The 18,914-nt window shown below is 60.3% G+C and carries 15 protein-coding genes and 1 pseudogene; 7 read left to right on the top strand and 9 right to left on the bottom strand.

Annotated features, from left to right (window positions below):
• Window positions 1-13: 13 nt before the first annotated feature.
• Window positions 14-1,273, bottom strand: a complete 1,260-nt coding sequence (locus ACYVGC_RS04835; RefSeq protein ID WP_460582658.1) for a hypothetical protein — start codon at window positions 1,271-1,273, stop codon at window positions 14-16.
• 6 nt (window positions 1,274-1,279) lie between these two features.
• On the bottom strand, window positions 1,280-2,683 hold the full coding sequence (locus tag ACYVGC_RS04830) for a hypothetical protein (RefSeq protein ID WP_460582657.1): 1,404 nt from the start codon (window positions 2,681-2,683) through the stop codon (window positions 1,280-1,282).
• A gap of 225 nt (window positions 2,684-2,908) precedes the next feature.
• On the opposite strand from ACYVGC_RS04830, the gene sdaAA reads away from it, so the two are divergent.
• Complete coding sequence (sdaAA, locus tag ACYVGC_RS04825; RefSeq protein WP_460582656.1) at window positions 2,909-3,805, top strand: L-serine ammonia-lyase, iron-sulfur-dependent, subunit alpha; 897 nt, start codon at window positions 2,909-2,911, stop codon at window positions 3,803-3,805.
• Between the two features lie 24 nt (window positions 3,806-3,829).
• Here sdaAA and ACYVGC_RS04820 read toward each other — a convergent pair whose 3' ends face one another.
• Genes ACYVGC_RS04820 through ispF form a run of 5 tightly spaced genes read right to left on the bottom strand, consistent with a single transcriptional unit; the run spans window position 3,830 to window position 8,970 of the window.
• Window positions 3,830-4,888, bottom strand: coding sequence for a hypothetical protein (locus ACYVGC_RS04820; protein WP_460582655.1), 1,059 nt, complete (start codon window positions 4,886-4,888; stop codon window positions 3,830-3,832).
• 33 nt (window positions 4,889-4,921) lie between these two features.
• Complete coding sequence (locus ACYVGC_RS04815) at window positions 4,922-6,295, bottom strand: lactate utilization protein B (protein WP_460582654.1); 1,374 nt, start codon at window positions 6,293-6,295, stop codon at window positions 4,922-4,924.
• Window positions 6,296-6,349: 54 nt separating this feature from the next.
• On the bottom strand, window positions 6,350-6,727 hold the full coding sequence (locus ACYVGC_RS04810; RefSeq protein WP_460582653.1) for a GxxExxY protein: 378 nt from the start codon (window positions 6,725-6,727) through the stop codon (window positions 6,350-6,352).
• A 56-nt stretch (window positions 6,728-6,783) separates the two neighbouring features.
• Window positions 6,784-8,454, bottom strand: a complete 1,671-nt coding sequence (locus ACYVGC_RS04805) for a M28 family peptidase (RefSeq protein ID WP_460582652.1) — start codon at window positions 8,452-8,454, stop codon at window positions 6,784-6,786.
• Between the two features lie 36 nt (window positions 8,455-8,490).
• Window positions 8,491-8,970, bottom strand: a complete 480-nt coding sequence (gene ispF, locus ACYVGC_RS04800) for a 2-C-methyl-D-erythritol 2,4-cyclodiphosphate synthase (RefSeq protein WP_460582651.1) — start codon at window positions 8,968-8,970, stop codon at window positions 8,491-8,493.
• 164 nt (window positions 8,971-9,134) lie between these two features.
• Between ispF and ACYVGC_RS04795 the strand changes: the two genes are divergently transcribed.
• The 5 genes from ACYVGC_RS04795 to ACYVGC_RS04775 all read left to right on the top strand — a co-directional run bounded on the left by ACYVGC_RS04795 (window position 9,135) and on the right by ACYVGC_RS04775 (window position 16,595).
• Complete coding sequence (locus ACYVGC_RS04795) at window positions 9,135-9,749, top strand: TetR/AcrR family transcriptional regulator (RefSeq protein ID WP_460582650.1); 615 nt, start codon at window positions 9,135-9,137, stop codon at window positions 9,747-9,749.
• 44 nt (window positions 9,750-9,793) lie between these two features.
• The gene (locus ACYVGC_RS04790) at window positions 9,794-11,470 is read left to right on the top strand and encodes a TolC family protein (protein WP_460582649.1); all 1,677 of its coding nucleotides are present in this window, start codon (window positions 9,794-9,796) and stop codon (window positions 11,468-11,470) included.
• A 59-nt stretch (window positions 11,471-11,529) separates the two neighbouring features.
• Entirely contained in the window at window positions 11,530-12,672 is a 1,143-nt protein-coding gene (locus ACYVGC_RS04785; protein WP_460582648.1) for an efflux RND transporter periplasmic adaptor subunit, read from the top strand.
• A gap of 104 nt (window positions 12,673-12,776) precedes the next feature.
• The gene (locus tag ACYVGC_RS04780) at window positions 12,777-16,217 is read left to right on the top strand and encodes an efflux RND transporter permease subunit (RefSeq protein ID WP_460582647.1); all 3,441 of its coding nucleotides are present in this window, start codon (window positions 12,777-12,779) and stop codon (window positions 16,215-16,217) included.
• Window positions 16,218-16,337: 120 nt separating this feature from the next.
• The gene (locus ACYVGC_RS04775) at window positions 16,338-16,595 is read left to right on the top strand and encodes an acyl carrier protein (RefSeq protein ID WP_460582646.1); all 258 of its coding nucleotides are present in this window, start codon (window positions 16,338-16,340) and stop codon (window positions 16,593-16,595) included.
• 435 nt (window positions 16,596-17,030) lie between these two features.
• On the opposite strand, the pseudogene ACYVGC_RS04770 reads toward ACYVGC_RS04775, so the two are convergent.
• Both ACYVGC_RS04770 and ACYVGC_RS04765 read right to left on the bottom strand, forming a co-directional pair.
• Window positions 17,031-17,144: pseudogene (locus tag ACYVGC_RS04770) on the bottom strand (YkvA family protein); the annotation flags it as partial.
• 413 nt (window positions 17,145-17,557) lie between these two features.
• Window positions 17,558-18,256: a C40 family peptidase gene (locus tag ACYVGC_RS04765; RefSeq protein WP_460582645.1), complete on the bottom strand. Its 699-nt coding sequence runs from the start codon at window positions 18,254-18,256 to the stop codon at window positions 17,558-17,560.
• Between the two features lie 319 nt (window positions 18,257-18,575).
• On the opposite strand from ACYVGC_RS04765, the gene ACYVGC_RS04760 reads away from it, so the two are divergent.
• A complete protein-coding gene (locus ACYVGC_RS04760; RefSeq protein ID WP_460582644.1) occupies window positions 18,576-18,890 on the top strand; it encodes a hypothetical protein in 315 nt (104 codons plus the stop codon).
• Window positions 18,891-18,914: the final 24 nt, after the last annotated feature.

The following is an 18,914-nucleotide window of genomic DNA, read 5'->3' as shown; positions in this document are numbered from 1 at the left end:
GTCTGGCATACTCCTACTCTGGTTTTTGTAGCGTTACCACGTGTTCCACCTCAATCTTGCCACCCGTTGCGTTATTCTGGCGCGGAATGGAAAGCCGGTGGTCTTTCAGCTTGTAGCGGAAATAGCCGGCCCAGGCAAAGCCCATATCCTGGCCCATTTGGGCCACTAGCTCGTGGGTGGGTATTTCTACGCCGCGCAGGTTGCTGTTGCCGATGATGAGGTGGTAGCTGCCACCGGGCCGCAGCGCGGCCCAGGTGCTAGCCAGGTTGTGCCGCATATCATCGAAGTAGTGGGCGGCAATATTGGCGCGGCGCGGGTCTTGCGCGGCCAACTGGTCGAGGTAAGGCTGCACGGCAGGCGCGGCGGGTAGCGTCGGGGCCTTGCGGGTTTCGTCGCCAATCTGCCCGTTTTTTATTTGCTTGATGATGGCATCATCGGCGCAGTCGAGCCAGGCGCTTTCGATTTTGATGCAGCGCGTGTAGTCAATCGAGTTCAGGTAGGGCGGTGAGGTAATGGCCAGGTCGGCGGGGCGCGGGGTACTAAAGCGTACCGCATCGTTCCCGGCCCAGGCAAAGCTGGCCGGCCGGCCGGCTACCTCTTGGCTAAACTCGGCCAGCGCCGTGTAATAGCTTTCAAAGCTTTTCTGAAACGTCGGCCCCACCGCGGAGGGCGTTTTGGGGTGCTTTTTGGAAATGTAAGGCTTAAGCGTCTGGCGCTCAGCCAGCGAACAAGGCCGAATGATATCGCCCAGCACGAGGCGAAAGAAGTTCAATGCCGCTGGAGCTTCGCATACCTGGTAAATGGCTTTTTTCAGGCGCAACAAATCCTGAAAGCTGGTTTCTGAAAACCAGTAGTCCACGTTGTTTAGCCGGGGTCGCAGGGTTTCATCGAGTGGAGCGGCGGGCCAGTAGGCGGCTATCTCAGTAAACTGCTGACGCAGGTCGGCCAGCTCGTCGCGGGTGAAGGGGGTAGTACTTACCTCCGTAACGAGGCGGGCAAACGGGTCTATTTCAGTGCCCAGTACCGAGAAGCCCGCCAGCAGCCCCTCAATGGCCGTGGTGCCCGACCCCATAAACGGGTCGAGGACAACGCCCAATCCATGCGCCTGCTTGTAACTGTGCAGCAGTTGCCGAGGCACCAGATTAATGCTACGGGCCGGGTAGCGGTTGAAAATTTTGTGGGTGTAGAGGCGCTGGGTGCGGGTGGTGGGGTAGGCCAGCGTGTCGCCCCAGGCCGGGGCAGCCGCTTCGGCGAAGGGCAAAATCAATTCCATACAAACTTATTTTTTACGTAGCACCACCAAGCTTTCACGCATGTACTTGCGGTCGAGGGCACGGGTAAACTGCTGCGACGATACGACGACGTTGCGATACACATTGATTTCAACCGGCTCAAACCCGTGCTGCCGCCCTAGCATACTCAAAATCAGGTCGGTGGCAATGGGCAGCGAGCCGTAATAGGAATTACCCACTACCAAGCCCACTACCGCGCCGGGGTTGCAGCGCTCGGCCAATAGGTGCAGCAGGTAGCCCATATCGGCAAAATACCCCACCAGCATGCTGGGAATCTGGTTTGACCACAACGGCTGGGCCTTGAGGTAGTCGTATATCGGGCCGTTTACCAGCGCGCTACCGTAGTCGGTATGCCGGGCTGCCCAGCGAGCATGCACGTGGGACCGCAACGACTGCGCCCGAAAATCGACCTGGCTTTGCTTCTCGGTAAAAAAGTCGCCCATCCACAGTTCTACCAGATATATCTTGCTGTAGTCAAAGCAGTTGGCGTAAGGGGGTGAGGTGAGTACGGCATCAAAGCGCACGCCGGCCGGGTAGTTTTCGGCGGCTAGGCACGAGCCAAGGGTCAGCTGAAACGGGCGTAGCACCGGCTCCACTGTCAGGTCCACGCGAAACCGCTGCACGTCGCGCAGCACGGTGTGGCGCAACTGTTCGATGGGAGTTTCCAGGGTAGCCGCATAAGCCAGACTGGTTTTACGCTTGACACCGTTGCCCGCCTTACGGTGGGTAGAAAACTTCTCCAGGCAATTTAAAAAAGCCAGCTTAAAAAGCTGCTGGACTTCGGGCGTTTCAATGGCTAGATAAAAAGCCTTGATGCGCAGCAACGCTTCCAGGTAGGCTGGCTCGAAGTACGATATTACCGTGGCATTGTCAGGCGCAGGTGCCAATGCGGCAAGCGCATCCGCTTCAAAGCGAGCTACGCAGGCATCCAATTCAGCCACCATGTCCGGCGTGAAGGACGCCCCCTTAGCTTGGGCTATGCTGTGGCTCATTGGGCTTACCTCGAAGCCGTAGGCATCCAGTCCCAATCGACTGCTTTCGAGTAAAGTAGTGCCTACTCCCCCAAACGGGTCAAGTACGTGTTGAGTACCAGTTGGGGCGTAGTCCTGTAAAAACGAGCGCACAAAGCTCGGCGAAAAGCCCTCTTTGTAAGGAAACCAGCGATGTCGGGGGCTTTGCATCGACTCCCGAAAATTTACCGGCGAGTCATATGTCACTTTGTCGAATAGATAGGCTACGGATACGCGAGCTTCTTCCGCTTCATAAGCCGCCGTTATATGCCTATAAGGAGATGCCTTTGGTACATCTTTTTGGAAATACTCCCCAAACAGCGCCAACTGCATTTCCTCCGCCGTGGTAGGCGCTATGTCAGGGGGCAGGTACTCATTCATGCTATATTTTTAGACATCCTATACTAATGTTGTTGGCTAACAGAGCCAGCAGCATACCAAAGTAGCAAGATAAGGCAGGAACGGCCAGCCGGGTGGCTGCCGGGTGGACTTAGGAGCTAGTTGACGAAGCAAAATGACATGGCTATTACCTTTAATCTCCCATTGGCACCGGGGTGGCCGCCGGTGCCAGCCACCTGCCTTATTCACGCTTTTCTAATATTCATAATGTCGCTCTTATTCACCGATTTTGCTTCCTGGCAGGCGCACTGCGCCGCCACCGGCGAGCCGCTTTACCAGCCCGTGCTGGCCTACGAAATCGAGCAAAAGGGCGCGACGGAGGAAGCTATCTGGCCCACGTTGCAGCGGGCCTACGACGTGATGCGCGACGCCGTGCACGAGGGCCAGACCGGCAACATGACCTCGCGCTCGGGCATGATTAATAATGGGGCCAAGAAGATTGCCGCCTCACCCATTACCGTGCTTTCGCCTGAGTTTAAAGAACTGGTAATAAGTGCATTAGGAGCTAAGGAAGTAAACTCCTGCATGGGCCGCGTGGTGGCCGCGCCCACGGCCGGGGCGTCGGGTATTTTGCCGGGCGTGCTCACTACCATTCAGCGCATCCACCAGCTCAGCGACCGCAAGATTTTGGAGGGCCTGCTGGTGGCGGCGGGCGTGGCGCTCATCATCGAGCAAAACGCCTCGCTGGCCGGGGCCGTGGGCGGCTGCCAGGCCGAAACCGGCTCGGCCGCCGCCATGGGCGCGGGGGCCATTGTGTACTGCCTGGGCGGCTCGGTGGAGGAAACGTTTGCCGCCGTGGCCATCACCATTCAGTGCATGCTGGGGCTGGTGTGCGACCCCGTAGCGGGCCTAGTGGAGGTGCCGTGCGTAGTGCGCAACGCCTCGGCGGCGGCTATCGCCTTCTCCTCGGCCCAGATTGCCATTGCGGGCGTCGACCCCGTTATTCCCGTGGACCAGTGCGTGGCGGCCCTCGGCGAAGTGGGCCAGAGCATGGAAACCCGCTATAAGGAAACCGCCCTCGGTGGCCTGGCCAACACCCGGCGCGGCCGCGAAATCGAAAAAATGGTGCTGGTGCAGGATGTGAACATTCTGCCCGACGAATAAGCCAACTACTTATCTAAAAGCACTTTACTTAATAGTTGGCGGGGTCATCAGCAGCGCGCCCAAAAATTTGAGGGAGGGCTCGTAGCGCACGCGGCGCTCTGAGTAGTGCTGCCAGGCTAGCTCTTCATCAGGCCGCAGGGCAAAGCCCGCGGCCTGCATGGCCTGCCAGGCCTCGGCAAACTCGGCGCGGCCTGGCGTAGTGGCCGCCATTTCTTCGGGAGTGCGCAGCTCGGCGGGCGAGGTTTCAGACTTATCGTCGAAAAAGCGGTGAATGCGGTTCAGCGCCAGCACGCCAGCCTTAAAGGTGATTTCTACCTGGCGCGAGTGCTGCACATCCAGCGCCGAGAATAGCAGGTTGGCCGCGTCCAGGATGAGGCCGGCCGCCAGCACCCACGAGCGCCCCGCTTGCGGCGAGCGGAAAAACGCCAGCACTGGCAGCGACGTGTGGCTTTCGTCGAGCTCCACCAGCCACTGCTCCCAGACCAGCCACTGGGTATCGTCGTTGCTGAAATCTTCGTCCTGGCCCAGCCATTGTATCAGGCCGTGCGGCGTGGCCGGCACGCCGGCCCGCAACTCCAGCTGCGCCACCACCAGCTCGCGCCGCGAAAACGCCTGATAAATGGTGGGAATGTAGGAAATGAGCAGCGTGAGCAGCAGCAGCCCCAACGTAGCCTCCGAGTAGCTGAATACATTGACTATCAATCCATTCTGCTTGGTAGTACCCAGCGTGAGCAGCGAGCTGCCGCTCAACTCATAGCTTTTGGTGAAGCCATCAACGCCCAGCGCCCAGTAGATGCCGGTGTAGCCCAGCCCTACCAGCGCTAGCCAGCCAATGGGCAGCGCCACAAGTCCCACGGGCGCATAATGGGCCAAGATGCGGTCGCGGCGGGCGTAGTTGTTGGCGCGCCGCGCCGCAAAGTCGAACAAGGCCCGCAGGCCCCCAAATACGAACGCGTTGAGCCGCACCGACTCGTTGCGCGGCAGCACAAACGAGCGGATGGCCCCCGACACGGTAGTGATAACCAGCCAGCCGCCGGCCAGCCCGGCCAACAGGCGCAATCCATATTCAACCGATGATGACATGGGCCGTGTACGGACGAGCCCCATCAAATGGTGCTAGTGGCTAGCCTGCCACAATTCGCGAAACGACTTATCGGCCACCTTCAGGCTCTCGCGGCGCTTGCGCCAGCCGGCCTGGTCGAGCAGGTAGCCGAGGCTGAAGTCTTTGAGGCGGCCGGGCAGCACGTCGAGCGCCCAGCGGTGGCGCATGCTCCAGCGCCAGAGGCCAATGGCGACCTTTTCGATGGCGTTGTTGTGGCCTTCGCGCACGCTCTCCTGGCGGTTGAGCAGCAAAAGGTTGTGCAGGTTGATGCGCACCGGGCACACGCTGGTGCAGGCCCCGCACAGGCTGCTGGCAAAGCTCAGGTGCTGATGCTCCTTCAAGCCACTGAGATGCGGGCTGATAACCGAGCCGATGGGGCCCGAATAAGTAGTTTCATACGTGTGGCCGCCGATGTTTTTGTACACCGGGCACACGTTGAGGCAGGCCCCGCACCGGATGCAGCGCAGCGCCTCGCGGCGGTCGGGCCGGGCCAGCAGGTTGGTGCGGCCGTTATCGAGCAGGATAACCACCATCTCGGTGGGGCCGTCGGTTTCGTCGGGCTGGCGCGGGCCAAAATACACTGTATTATATACGGTCACTTGCTGGCCGGTGCCGCTGGTGCTCAGCAGCGGCCAAAACAGGTCAAGGTCAGTGAGTTGCGGAATAATTTTTTCAATGCCCACCACCGCAATGTGCAAGCCCGGAAACGTGGCCGAGAGGCGAGCGTTGCCCTCGTTCTCGGTTACGGCCACGGCGCCTTCTTTGGCCAGCAGGAAGTTGCCGCCCGTGATGCCCACCTCGGCGGCGGTGTACTTATCGCGCAGCAGGTGGCGGGCCGTGAGCACGAGCGCCTGGGCATCATCGGTACTTTCGGTACCTAAGTGCTTGACGAATATATTGTTGATATCGGCCTTGCTCAGGTGCATGGCGGGCGTCACAATGTGGTAGGGCCGCTCGCCATTAAGCTGCACGATGTACTCGCCTAGGTCGGTTTCCACCGACTCCACGCCCCGGCTTTTGAGGTACTGGTTGACGTGGATTTCCTCGGTGGTCATGCTCTTGGCCTTCACCACCGTGCGGGTGTGGCGCGCCTCGGTGAGCCGGCCGATTTCGGCCAGGGCTTCCTCGGCGGTGTTGGCCCACACCACGCGGCCGCCGCGGGCGGTGAAGTTTTTCTCGAACTCCAGCAGGTAGGTGTCCAGCTTTTCGAGCACCTGGGCCTTGAGATAGGCGGCGCGGGCACGGGCCAGGTCGTGGTTGGCGTAGTGCTGCATGCCCAGCGTCACGGCCGCGTCGTACTTGCCGATGTTGAAGCGGATTTTGCGGCGGTGCTCAAGGTCGAAGGCCTTTCTGTCCGCGTCGGTTTGGAAATTCTGGGCTTTCGTCATCTTTTTAGCGCGAAGTTTCGCGAAGTTGAGCGCGAAGTTTTGTAAAGCCGCTTCTTACAGCTTATTGACTACGCGGTGAATGTGCTCACGGAGCGAAGCCACGTTGAAGTTAATCAATAAGCCCAACTTGCAGCCAGTGAGGCCCAGGTAGTTTTGAAGCTGCTTGAAATGGACGGGGGCCAATGCTTCTACCGATTTCAGCTCAATAATAACCTTCTGACCAACCAGAATATCGAGTCGGTAGCCAATATCCAGTTGCAAGCCATCATACACTACGGGCACGCCTACTTCGGTAGCTACCACCAGGCCGGCTTTGCGCAGCTCGTGGGCCAAGGCCAGTTTGTACACGTTTTCCAGCAAGCCTGGCCCCAGCACGGTGCTCACCTTAAACGCCGCAGTGCGAATATGGCCATCAATATCGTTCTCGTGCATAAGGAAGCGGCTTTACAAAACTTCGCGCCCAACTTCGCGAAACTTCGCGCTAAAAACTACGGCTTATTAGAATCCACCACTACCCGCTCCTCCCGGTTGGCCAACTCCCAGGCGGTATAAAACACCAGCCGCGCCCGCGCCTCCAGCTTCTCAAACTCGATTTTGGAAATCTCGTCGCTCGCCTCATGGTAGTCGGGGTGCACGCCGTTGAAGAAAAACGCCACCGGGATTTTATGTACCGCGAAGTTGTAGTGGTCCGAACGGTAGTAGAAGCGGTTGGGGTCGTTGGGGTCGTTGAAACGGAAATCGAGGTCGATGTTACCGTGGGCACGGTTGGCCTCCTGCAACACGCTGTGCAGCTGCGACGACAGCTTGTCGCTCCCGATAACATACACGTAATCAGGCTTATTCAAGTGCGCCTCATCGCTGCGGCCAATCATGTCGATGTTGAGGTCGGCAATGGTGTTGGCCAGCGGAAACACCGGGTGGCTGGTATAGTACTCCGAGCCCAGCAGGCCCTTTTCTTCCCCCGTATTTGCCAAAAACAACACGCTGCGGCGCGGCCCGTGCCCGGCGTGCGCCGCTTTGGTGAAGGCCTGCGCAATGGCCAGCATTCCCACCGTGCCCGAGCCATCGTCGTCGGCCCCGTTGTACACCTCGCCGCCGATGATGCCCAGGTGGTCGTAGTGCGCCGACACCACCAGCACCTCATCCTTTTTATCTGTGCCCGGCAAGAAGCCCAGCACGTTTTCGGTGCCCACGTCGCTGCGCTCCTGCGGCGCGCTGACACTGAATTTCACCGGCTTCAGCTTGTTGGCGACTGGCTGCTTGGCGGCGGCCGTGGCCACCTCGTAGGCGTGGATGGTAGCCTCGTTGGTGCCCAGCAGCTTCAGGGCAAGGGCCGGCGCTACGAAGAACGACGGCGCCCGCCCGCCCGCCGCATCGGCGGCCGCAATGGTGGGCTGCATCACGCGCGGGGCCAGCCGGGCCGCCACTTTGCCGAAGTCGCTTTTACCCGAAAAATCGACGAAGAACACGCTGCGGGCACCCTTTTGGGCGGCCAGCGCGGCCTTGGCCCGGAAATCGACGGCCCACTTGGTGGCGCTGCCATCGGGGCTGAGCACCGACTTGCCGTCGGCGGTGTGCGGCTCACCCAGCAACACGATGACATCCTGGCCCTTCACGTCGCGGCCGGTGTAGTCGGAGTACGTGCCCTGCTCGATGCCGTAGCCCACAAACACCGGCTGCACCGCCGTGGCCTGCTGAAACGGCGAGCGCCCGAAGGCGTAGAAATCTTTCAGCCACTCGTAGGCCTTGCCGCCCACCGTGAGGGTGCCGCCCGGCTGCCAGGCACTACGCTCCAGGTTGAAGGTTTGCAAATACGGGTTGGCGGCGTTGCTAGTTACCGGAGCCGTGAGGCTGTCGGCGGCAAACTGCTGGCTGATGTAGGCGGCAGCCATTTTCTGGCCCTTGGTGCCGGTTTCGCGCCCCTCATACTCATCCGAAGCCAGCACGCCGAGGTCGCGCCGCAGGTGCTCCTTCGTGATGTAGCGGGTGGCGTACAGGGCGGCATAGTCAGCCGGCGATGCGGGTTGGGCGGAGGTGGGGTTGCTGTCCTTTTTAGCCGGGGTGCCGGGCTTAAACTTGGTTTTAACCTTGGTGGGCGTTTGGGCTAGCAGCGGCGCGGGCAGGGCCAGCGCGGCCAGTAGCAGAGCAGTGTATTTCATAAATAGCAAGCGGGAAGGCGGAAAAAAGCAAAGAGATTAAGCCTTATAAATGAGCACGGTAGCATAAGCGGCCACGCCCTCGCGGCGGCCCACAAAGCCCAGCTTTTCGGTGGTGGTGGCTTTAATGGAAATCAAGTCTTCTTCCATGCCCATTACCTCGGCCAGCACGCGCTGCATGGCTGGTATGTGCGGGTTCACCTTTGGCTGCTCCAGGCAGATGGTGGAATCGATGTTGCTGATTTCGTAGCCCTTAGCGCGCAGAATTCGCATTACCTCGGCCAACAGGCGCTTCGAGTCGATGCCCTTGTACTGGGGGTCGGTATCAGGGAAGTGGAAGCCAATATCGCGCAGGTTGGCCGCGCCCAGCAGCGCATCGCAAATAACGTGGATGAGTACGTCGGCATCGGAGTGGCCGAGTGCGCCGTGGGTGTGCGGCACCTCGATGCCGCCGAGCCAGAAGGGCAGGCCGGGCTGCAATTGGTGAACGTCGTAGCCGAAGCCAACGCGGATTTTCATAAGCGCAAAAAGAAAAGGAGAAAAACTACTCCGCCACGAAAGTAAAACCGCCGGCTGCTCGTCATGCCCTAGCGCGGCCCAACCGGGGAAGCTGATGCGACAAAAGAAACTTTGGAAACTTTGAACTCACCCAAAGTTTCCGGCGTATCTTTGCCGTGTTAAACATGGAACCCAAAGACCGCATCATCACCCGCGCCGCCGCCCTCTTTATGCGCAACGGCATCAAGAGCGTGAGCATGGACGACATTGCCGCCGACCTCGGCATGTCGAAGAAAACGCTGTATAAAACCTTCACCAACAAAGATGAGATTGTGCTAGGCGTGATGTCGGGCCACCTCTGCCAGGCGCAGGGCGAGTGTGCCCGGGTAGCCAGCACGGCTGCCGATGCCGTGCAGGAAATGCTCACCATCGCGGCCTGGGCCGACCAGCAGTTCAGCAACATTCACCCCAGCATTTTCCACGACCTGCGCAAGTACTACCCCGCGGCCTGGGCGCTGCTGGCCGAGCACAAGAGCACGTTTATCCTCGATCAGATAACCCAAAATCTGCGCCGGGGCATTGCCGAAGGGCTATTTCGGGCCGACCTCGACGTGGAAGTGCTGGCCCGCCTCAACCTGGCCCAGATAGAGTTGGCCTTCGACCCCGACCTCTACCCTCCCACCCAGTTTGCACCCATTCGGGTGAATAAGGTATTCGACGAGCATTTTTTGCTGGGCGTTGCCACGCTCAAAGGTCACCGGCTATTTAATAAGTATCAACACATTACGGAAGAGGAATAAGCTGGTTATAAGCTAGTTTTAACCTGCTCCTCGTGCACCAACCCATGAAAAAAAGTACTCTGGGGGTTTTGCTGGCGGCTTCGGCGCTGGCGCTGGGCCCGTGGGCCCCGGCCCTGGCCCAAACGCCGGCTGCCCTCCCTGCCCCGCCCCTCGCTGGCCCCATGGCCCTGAGCCTGCAACAGGCCGTGCGCTACGCCGTGGCCAACAAGCCCAGCCTGCTGAGCACCCGCCTGGCCGAGCAAACCGCCCACGCCAAAGTAGGCGAGGTGAAGGCCCAGGGCCTGCCGCAGCTGAACGTGGCCGCCAACGTGGCCGACAACTTCAAGCTGCAAAAAAGCCTGCTCGACGCGAGCGCTTTTAGCGGCGGCGCGGGCACGCTCAATGGTACCACGCTCACGCAGCGCGACATTGCCGCCGCCCAGGCGGGCCAGGCCGTAACCCTAACGCCCGCCTACGCCCCGGCCGTGCCGCTACCGCCCCAGGCCATTGCCTTCGGCCTGCAGTACGCAGGTAATTCGTCGCTCAACTTCTCGCAACAGCTTTTTGATGGCTCGTATCTTATTGGCCTCAAGGCTTCTAAGGTGTATGAGGAGCTGAGCCACAAGCAAACCCAGCAGGCCGAAATCGACGTGGTGGAGCAGGTGAGCAAGGCCTATTACAGCACGCTGGTGGCCCGCTCGCGCCTCACACTGCTGGCCCGCAACGTGCAGCGCCTCGACACGGTGCTCTACCAAACCAACCAGACCTTCAAGGCCGGCTTTGCCGAAAAGCTCGACGTGGACCGCCTGCGCGTGCAGCGCAACAACCTGGTAGTGGAGCAGCAGAAAGCCCTGCGCCTCACCGAGTTGAGCATTGCCCTGCTTAAGTTTCAGATGGGCCTGCCCCAGAGCCAGCCCGTGCAGCTCACCGACTCGCTCGGCGCGGCCGTGGTGGATGCCGGCACCCTGCGCCGCAACCTAGGCACGGCCAACTTTAGCACCGGCGGCGGGGTCGATGGCCTCGGCGGCGTGCCCACCGCACCCCTCAGCACCCCCACCGGTGCCCCCACTAGCACGCCCGGCCTCAACAACAACAACGGCCAGCCGGTGCAAGCCCAGGCGGCGTTCAACTACAACAACCGCATCGAGTTCTCGACGCTGCAAACCCAGCAGGCGCTGGCGGGCCTCGACCTGCGCAACCGCACGGCGGGTGCCTACCCGCGCCTGGCCCTCACGGCGGCCTACGGCTTTTCGGGCTCGGCCAAATCGGTGAGCGAGCTGTTTGCCTTCCGCGGGCCCGACTCGCGCAACTCCAACGGCTTTGCCAACCAGAACTGGTTTGGCTTTGGCAACGTGGGCCTGGCCCTCAACGTGCCGGTGTTTGACGGCTTCCGCCGCCGCTACCAAGTGCAGCAGGCCCGCATTGCCCAGCAAACCATTGAGAAGGGCATGGAAACCCTGCGCCAGAGCATCGACTTGCAGGACACGCAGAGCCGCACCACGCTCGTGAACGCCCTCGATGTGCTTGACAACCAGAAGGCTAACTTGGACCTGGCCGCCGACGTGGCCCGCGTCACCCGCATCAAGTTCAACGCCGGCGTGGGCTCCAACATCGAAGTTATCACGGCCGAAACCTCGCTGCGCGAGTCGCAAACCAACTACTACGCCGCCATCTACGACGTGCTGGTGGCCAAGGTAGACCGCGACAAAGCCACCGGCGAGCTGTACTCGCAAGCCAAATAAACTTAGCTTTTAGCTGATAGCTACTAGCTGTTAGCCCTTTTGAAGACCCCTTCTTTATTATGCAATTCTCCTTTTCGAAAGCTATCAGCTATCAGCTAGTAGCCAGCAGCTTCCTCTTGGCTTCCTGCGGCGGCGGTGCCAAAGACCCCAACGCCGAGCTGGTGAAGCTGAAGGCTGACCAGGCCGCCACCCAGGCCAAAATCGCCGACCTCGAAGCCAAAACCGGCTCGGGCAAAGCGGCCGAGGCCGCCGGGGCCGTGCCGGTATCCATCCTGAAAGTGGCCCCCGAAAACTTCGCTGGCTACCTCGAAGTACAGGGCCGCGTCGATTTTGACCAAAACGCCACCGTGGGTGCCCGCTCCGCCGGCACGCTCACCAGCGTGCGCGTGCAGCGCGGCGACCGCGTGCGCAAAGGCCAGGTATTGGCCACCGTGGATGCCAGCATCCTGGATGCCAACATTGCCGAGCTGCGTACCCGTATGGACCTGGCCCGCATCATCTACCAGAAGCAGGCCGGCCTGTGGAAGCAGCAGATTGGCACCGAAGTGCAGTACCTGCAAGCCAAGAATACCTACGAGGGCCTGCAACGCAACCTCAGCACCCAGCAGCAGCAGCGTGCCCTCTATAATGTAGTGGCCCCCTACGCCGGCGTAGTCGACAACGTGCTGCCCAAGCTCGGCGAAACGGTGTCGCCCGGTATGCCCGTGGTGCAGCTCAACAGTGGCCAGGGCGGCAAGGTACTGGCCGATGTATCGGAGGCTTACGCAGGCAGCATCAAGGCCGGCGACAAGGCCCTGGTATCGTTGCCTGACCTAGGTAACGAGCAGATTGAGAGCACGGTACGCACCGTGAGCCGCACCATCTCGGCCACCAGCCGCACGTTTACCGTGGAACTGCGCCTGCCCAGCACCCAGGCCAGCAAGCTGCGCCCCAACATGGTAGCCACCGTGCGCATCCAGAACTACGGCAGCAGCAACGCCACCGTGCTCCCCGTGGACCTGGTGCAGCACGACGAGGAAAATGCCTACGTGCTGGTAGTCAACCGCAACGGCGGCAAAACGGTGGCCGCCAAGCGCATCATCAAAACCGGCCAAACCTACAACGGCAAGCAGGAAATAACCAGCGGCCTCAAGCCCGGCGACGAGGTAATCTCGGCCGGCTACCAAAACCTGAACGAAGGCCAGCTGGTGAAAATCAGCTAAGGATGTACCGTGGACTCTGCGAGTCCGCGAGTAGGTACAGCCGAACGATAATTCGCGCGGACTCACAGAGTCCACGGTACACCCAGCACTAGCAACTACCTGTTATGCAAGACATAGAAAAAGAATTTGGACCCACCAGCTGGTCCATCAACAACAAGACGAGCATCTACATCATCACCCTGATGCTGACGATTGCCGGCTTGTTTGCCTACGTGAAGCTGGGCAAGGAGAAATTCCCCGACATCGTGATTCCGCGCATCATCGTGGCCACAGTGTACCCCGGCACCTCGCCCACCGACATCGAGAACCTGGTGACCCGCCAGCTCGAAAAGGAGATTAAGAGCGTGAACGGCGTGAAGAAGATTAACTCGACTTCCAACCAGGATTATTGTATTGTGGACGTGGAGTTTAACTCCGGCGTCGATGTGCAAGCCGCCAAGCAGCTCATCAAAGATGCCGTGGACAAGGCCAGCACCGAGCTGCCCAACGACCTGCCCAGCGCCCCGCTGGTGAAGGAAGTCAACATCTCGGAGCAGCCCATTATGTACGTCAACCTGAGCGGCAACCTGCCCGCCGCCCAGCTCAAAAAGCTCGCCGACGACTTCCAGGACAAGATTGAGGCCCTGCCCGAAATCACCCGCGTAGACATTGTGGGTGCCCTGGAGCAGCAGGTAAACGTGGACGTGGACCTATACAAGCTGCAAGCTTCGCAGCTGAGCTTCACGGATATTGAAGGCGCTATTGCCCGCGAAAACATCACGGTATCAGGCGGTTCCATCGACGTGGGCGCGCAGAAGCGCGCCGTGCGCGTGGCCGGCCAGTACGTGAACGCCGCCGACATTGCCAACATCCAGCTCAAGAACCTGCGCGGCGCGCCAGTGCGCCTCGGCGACATCGCCACCGTGCAGGACGGCTTCAAGGACCGCGAAAGCTTCGCCCGCCTCGACGGCCAGTCGTCGGTGGCCCTCAACGTGGTGAAGCGCCAGGGCGAGAACCTGCTCGACGCCTCCGACAAGATTCACCAGTTGGTGAAGGACTCGGAAGCCAGCCTACCGAAAGGGCTGAAAATCACCATCACCGGTGACTCGTCGAACGAAACCCGCACGACGCTTAATGACCTGATTAACACCATCATCATTGGCTTTTTGCTGGTGACGCTGATTCTGATGTTCTTCATGGGCACCACCAACGCGCTCTTCGTGGGCTTGTCGGTGCCGCTATCGATGTTCCTGGCATTCATTATGTTGCCACTGTTTGGCTTCTCGCTGAACATGATTGTGCTCTTCGCCTTTTTGCTGGCGCTGGGCATTGTGGTGGACGATGCCATCGTGGTAATCGAAAACACCCACCGCCTGCTGCACGAGCACCCCAACCTGAGCACCGCCAAGGCGGCCAAGTTTGCGGCCGGTGAGGTATTTATTCCCGTGCTGGCGGGCACGCTCACTACGGTAGCGCCGTTTGTGCCGCTTATGTTCTGGCCCGGCATTGTGGGCTCGTTCATGTTCTATCTGCCGGTTACGCTCATTCTCACGCTGGGCGCGTCGCTCATCGTGGCCTTCGTGATGAACCCCGTATTCGCCGTGAGCTTCATGCAGCGCGAGGAGCACCTGGATAAGGTGGAGAAGCCTCAGCTGACCCGCAACTTCCTGCTGGGCATGGGTGGGCTGCTGCTGGTAGCCATCGGCGGCTACTTGTCGGGCTCCACGTTCCTGGGCAACCTGATGCTCACCATCATTGCCCTCTGCTTCCTCGATAAGTACGTGTTTGTGTACATGATAGCCGGCTTCCAGCGCAGCTTGTTACCCCGCCTCCAAAACGGCTACGCCCGGCTCGTGGAGCTGGCTGTGGGCGGCACAGTGTGGCGGCAGCTCGCCATTGTGGGCGGCCTGGTAGTGCTGTTCGTACTCAGCATTGTGGCCGTGGGCGCGCGCAAGCCCAAGGTAGACTTCTTCCCCAGCGGCGACCCCAAGTTCATTTATACCTACCTGCGCATGCCGGTGGGTACCCGCGTAGAGGTAACCGACTCCATCACCCGCATTCTCGAAAACCGGGTGTATAAGGTGATTGGCCGCAACAACCCCGACGTAGAATCGGTGATTACCAACGTGGCCATCGGCGCCGGCGACCCCACCGAGGCTACGGCTGCCGGTACGTCGCAGTCGCACCTGGGTAAGGTGGGCGTGGCCTTCAAGGAGCTGGCTAACCGCAAGGGCCAGGCCACCCACGTCTACATGGATGACATTCGGCAGGCCGTGAAAGGAATTCCCGGCGCCGAAGTTTCGGTAGACCAGGAGGCCAGCGGCCCGCCCCAGGGCAAGGCCGTGGCCATTGAGGTAAGCGGCGACGACTACCCCAAGCTGGCCTTGCTGTCGAAGAAAGTGGAGCACTACATCGACTCGCTCAAGATTGGCGGTATCGAGGACCTGCGCTCCGACTTGCAGGACCGTAACCCCGAAATCGGGGTGAGCATTAACCGCACCCGTGCCAACCGCGAGGGCATCAGTACGGCCCAGATTGGCGGCGAAGTACGCACGGCCATCTACGGCTTCGAGGCCAGCAAATTCAAGACCCCGGATGATGAATACCCCATTCAGGTGCGCTACGCCAAGCCCTACCGCGACAACGTGAACGCCATCGTGAACGCGCCGCTCACCTTCCGCGACGCCACTGGCTCGGTGCGCCAGGTGCCCATCTCGGCCATTGCCGACGTCACCTACGGCACTACCTACGGCGGCATCAAGCGCAAAGACACGCACCGCCTCATCACCATCAGCTCCAACGTGCTCAACGGCTTCACCGGCCCCGACGTGGTAGCCAACGTCGAGCGCGCCCTCAAAAGCTTCCCCACGCCGCCCGGCTACACCGTGCGCATGGGCGGGGCCCAGGAGGACCAGAAGGAAACCAGTGACTTCCTCGGCATTGCCGCCGTGGGCGCTATCGGCCTCATCTTCTTGGTGTTGGTTACCCAGTTCAACTCGGTGAGCAAGCCGCTCATCATCCTCTCCGAAATCATTTTCTCGATTATCGGCGTGATGCTCGGCCTGGCCATCTCGGGCATGAACATCTCCATCGTAATGACGGGCGTGGGCGTAATCGCGCTGGCCGGCATCGTGGTGAAGAACGGCATCCTGCTGGTCGAATTCACCGACATGCTGCGCAGCCAGGGCATGGGCCTGCACGACGCCATTGTGCTGGCCGGCCGCACGCGCCTCAACCCGGTTATCCTCACGGCTACGGCCGCCACGCTGGGCCTCATTCCGCTGGCCATCGGCCTGAACATCGACTTCTACGAGCTCTTCAACTCGGGTCATCCCAACTTCTTCCTGGGGGGCGAGTCGGTGGTGTTCTGGGGTCCGCTGGCCTGGACGATTATTTTTGGGTTAACGTTTGCAACCCTTATCACGCTGTTGGTAGTCCCGGTGATGTATCTCCTCAGTGAGAAACTAAGTGCCAAAATCTCGGGCCGCGACTACAACTCCCCACCCCCCACCCAGGAGGTGGACCAGGAGGAAGTAGAGGCCGCCACGCCCGCGGTACTGGCCTAAAGTTTGCGACGGCTCGCCGGTTGCTACCGGCCACTCAACGAGTGCCTGGTAGCAACCGGCGATACCCCGCCTTCCCCGCACCCCTCACCTCCTTACTTCTCTGTTATCGCAAAAAGTTTTATGCTCACCGTTACCTCTACTCCCGCCCCCAAAACCATCGAACAGCAGGTGCTGCGCATCATCAGCAAGCGCAAAGCCATCAAGGCCGTGCGCCTGCGCCGCACCGCCAGCCTCAGCCGCGACCTGCGCTTCGACACCGTCGATTTAGTGGACATCATCTTGGAGCTGGAGCGCAGCTTCCACATCACGGTGCCCGATGAAGTACCTTTCTACACGGTCGGCGACTTTGTGCGCTACGTCACGGCCCACGCCGCCTAGCGCGCTCATCCAGCCCCACAAAAAAGCCCTGACTTCTTGCTGAAGTCAGGGCTTTTTTGCGGGGGTTATTACCTACTACCGCACGTTGCCGCCAGTAGTGGTACGGCCGTCGTTGCCGTCGCGCGAGCCCTCGGTGGTATTGCTGGGGGCATCGCCGCGGTAGGCGGTGTCGTGCCCGGCATCGGGGCCGGCTTCGTGCACGGGGCGAGTAGTGGAGCTGCTGGGCGAGCCCAGGCCCGCGTCGGTAGCCGATTGGCCCGTACCGGTGGGGGCAAAGGGCAGGTTGATGGTGCCCGCGCTTTTGGCCGACTGGTTGGTGGTGTTATTGGAGCGGGTTTCCCACAACTCACTGTCCATCACTACGGTGGAGGCTTTGGTCGTTTCCCACTCGTGGAATTTATCCAGCTCGTGCTTAATGGAGGTGGAGAACCAGGCAATCAGCGCCATATCGTCGAGCAGGCCCACCACCGGAATGAAGTCGGGAATGAGGTCGATGGGCGAAATGAAGTAGACGAGCACTGCCACGGCGGCAATTACCGTGGTGCGGGGCACCCCCGTGTACTCACCCGAAACGCTCAGCTTGATGAGGCGAAACAGGCTTTGCAGCGTGTCCCACACCTCGTGGGCGATGGTGCCGATTTCTTTTTTCTCACGCGCCTTGTTAAAGGCATCCATCAGCAGCTTTTTGAGGCGGGTGGGCTGCGTGATGTAGCCCTCGGCCGCAGCCAGGAATTTCTTAAAAATGGCCGAAGCAGCAATGTCTTTGCCGTTGGGCGGGGTAGAACCAGTAGTAGCCATGCAAAAAAAGGTGGAAAGCGCGGCAGTTTCACCGCAAAAGTTTGTTCAGGTCCGTGTACTGCATTCACCGCCTTCAAGTTATGCAGGGCCAAAAAAACGGCTCCCGACGCAAGCGCCGGGAGCCGTTTTTCAGAGAATAAAAATGCAGTGCGTTTACCAGCAGCTTACTCGGGGCGGGCGCTGGCCGCGGCGGTGAGCAGCTCGGCCGTTTCGGCGGCGGTGGCGTCGGCCGAGAGGGCTTCGGTACCGGCCACGCGGCCCGCGGCGTAGAAATTGCGGTGGTAGTAAGCCTGGTTGAGCGAGCTGACCATGACGCCGCCGTTGCAGGCCGAATGGGCAAACTTATTGTCTTTCAAATAGATACCTACGTGGTAGATGTTGCCTTTGCCGTGGCTGAAGAACACCAGGTCGCCGGCCTTCATATCGGTTTTAGCTACTCGCTGCACGGTCGAGAACATGGAGCGCGAGCTACGCTTGAGGGTGATGCCGTACACCTTCTTGAACACCTGCGATACGAAGCCCGAGCAATCGGTGCCGCGGCGCGAAGCCGCCCCGTAGCTGTAGGGCGTGCCCAGCCAGTCGGTCACGGTCTGGAGCAGGCTCTTGTTCTCCGTCTGGGCCAGTTTGAGGCCCAGCGTCTGGTTGTAGTAGCCGTAGGCCAGCGAGTCGCGCGAGGCGGTGGTAGCGGGCGGCTCCACGGCGGCCGGCGGCGTGCCGGCATCAAGCAAACCCGATAACAAAGAAGCCTCGGCGACAGCCGGGGCCGAGGCACCAGCCGAAGCCGAAGCGTCGGGCAATTTTTCGAAGCAGAAGGAGAGCGCCAGGGAGGCAGCGGCGAGGCAACACAGCAGGGTATTCTTCATTGTCCGTCGGTAGGGTGGGCACCGGCTGGCGCTCTAAAGCTGCTGGCCGGGTAAGGAAAAAATTTCGTAGACTGTTGCGCTAGGCAGTGCCGTAAAACGGCCAGAATTAAGGATGAATGAAAGCGTGAATCCTACCTTTTAAAAGAACTTTAGGGGGTAGTCGTCGGCCAAAGCTAAGCATTAACTTCTCAACCAACCTACCAAATTCTTCGAAAAAGTCAGCGTTTCCACTAAAAATACCAAATAAAAGCCGATTTTTAGCATGTCAGCCTGCAACCCTGCCTTATTTTTCCTCGTAGCATAGCCCGAATTATATACAATGAGTCAGCCCCCCACCTTCGTCAACTCCCCCCTGGCCCGCATTGCCCGCTTGGTGCTGGGCCGCGCCCCCCGCGTGGCCATGGTGCTGGGCCACACCGTGCACCTGAGCGGGGCCACCCGCGAAGAGTTTTTGGCCGATGCCGAGTGGGTGGCGCACGAGGAAGTGCACCTGCGCCAAGTGCGCGACCTGGGCCGCCTGCGCTTCTTGTACGAGTACCTGCTGGAGTCGGCGCGGGTGGGCTACTACCAGAATAAGTTTGAGATTGAGGCCCGCGAAGGAGCCCAGCTTTTTATGCAAAACCGGCGCTCCTAACAGGGCACAAAAAAGCGGTCATGC

This window comes from Hymenobacter arcticus, from assembly GCF_054779975.1.
Note: the sequence above shows the minus strand (reverse complement) of the source record. Positions and strands in the feature narration are given on the sequence as shown.

Excerpts from the sequence above, each read along its gene's own strand:
- ACYVGC_RS04835 (WP_460582658.1), bottom strand. The coding sequence starts at position 1,273 with ATGGAATTGATTTTGCCCTTCGCCGAAGCGGCTGCCCCGGCCTGGGGC.
- ACYVGC_RS04830 (WP_460582657.1), bottom strand. The coding sequence starts at position 2,683 with ATGAATGAGTACCTGCCCCCTGACATAGCGCCTACCACGGCGGAGGAA.
- sdaAA (WP_460582656.1), top strand. The coding sequence starts at position 2,909 with ATGTCGCTCTTATTCACCGATTTTGCTTCCTGGCAGGCGCACTGCGCC.
- ACYVGC_RS04820 (WP_460582655.1), bottom strand. The coding sequence starts at position 4,888 with ATGTCATCATCGGTTGAATATGGATTGCGCCTGTTGGCCGGGCTGGCC.
- ACYVGC_RS04815 (WP_460582654.1), bottom strand. The coding sequence starts at position 6,295 with ATGACGAAAGCCCAGAATTTCCAAACCGACGCGGACAGAAAGGCCTTC.
- ACYVGC_RS04810 (WP_460582653.1), bottom strand. The coding sequence starts at position 6,727 with ATGCACGAGAACGATATTGATGGCCATATTCGCACTGCGGCGTTTAAG.
- ACYVGC_RS04805 (WP_460582652.1), bottom strand. The coding sequence starts at position 8,454 with ATGAAATACACTGCTCTGCTACTGGCCGCGCTGGCCCTGCCCGCGCCG.
- ispF (WP_460582651.1), bottom strand. The coding sequence starts at position 8,970 with ATGAAAATCCGCGTTGGCTTCGGCTACGACGTTCACCAATTGCAGCCC.
- ACYVGC_RS04795 (WP_460582650.1), top strand. The coding sequence starts at position 9,135 with ATGGAACCCAAAGACCGCATCATCACCCGCGCCGCCGCCCTCTTTATG.
- ACYVGC_RS04790 (WP_460582649.1), top strand. The coding sequence starts at position 9,794 with ATGAAAAAAAGTACTCTGGGGGTTTTGCTGGCGGCTTCGGCGCTGGCG.
- ACYVGC_RS04785 (WP_460582648.1), top strand. The coding sequence starts at position 11,530 with ATGCAATTCTCCTTTTCGAAAGCTATCAGCTATCAGCTAGTAGCCAGC.
- ACYVGC_RS04780 (WP_460582647.1), top strand. The coding sequence starts at position 12,777 with ATGCAAGACATAGAAAAAGAATTTGGACCCACCAGCTGGTCCATCAAC.
- ACYVGC_RS04775 (WP_460582646.1), top strand. The coding sequence starts at position 16,338 with ATGCTCACCGTTACCTCTACTCCCGCCCCCAAAACCATCGAACAGCAG.
- ACYVGC_RS04765 (WP_460582645.1), bottom strand. The coding sequence starts at position 18,256 with ATGAAGAATACCCTGCTGTGTTGCCTCGCCGCTGCCTCCCTGGCGCTC.
- ACYVGC_RS04760 (WP_460582644.1), top strand. The coding sequence starts at position 18,576 with ATGAGTCAGCCCCCCACCTTCGTCAACTCCCCCCTGGCCCGCATTGCC.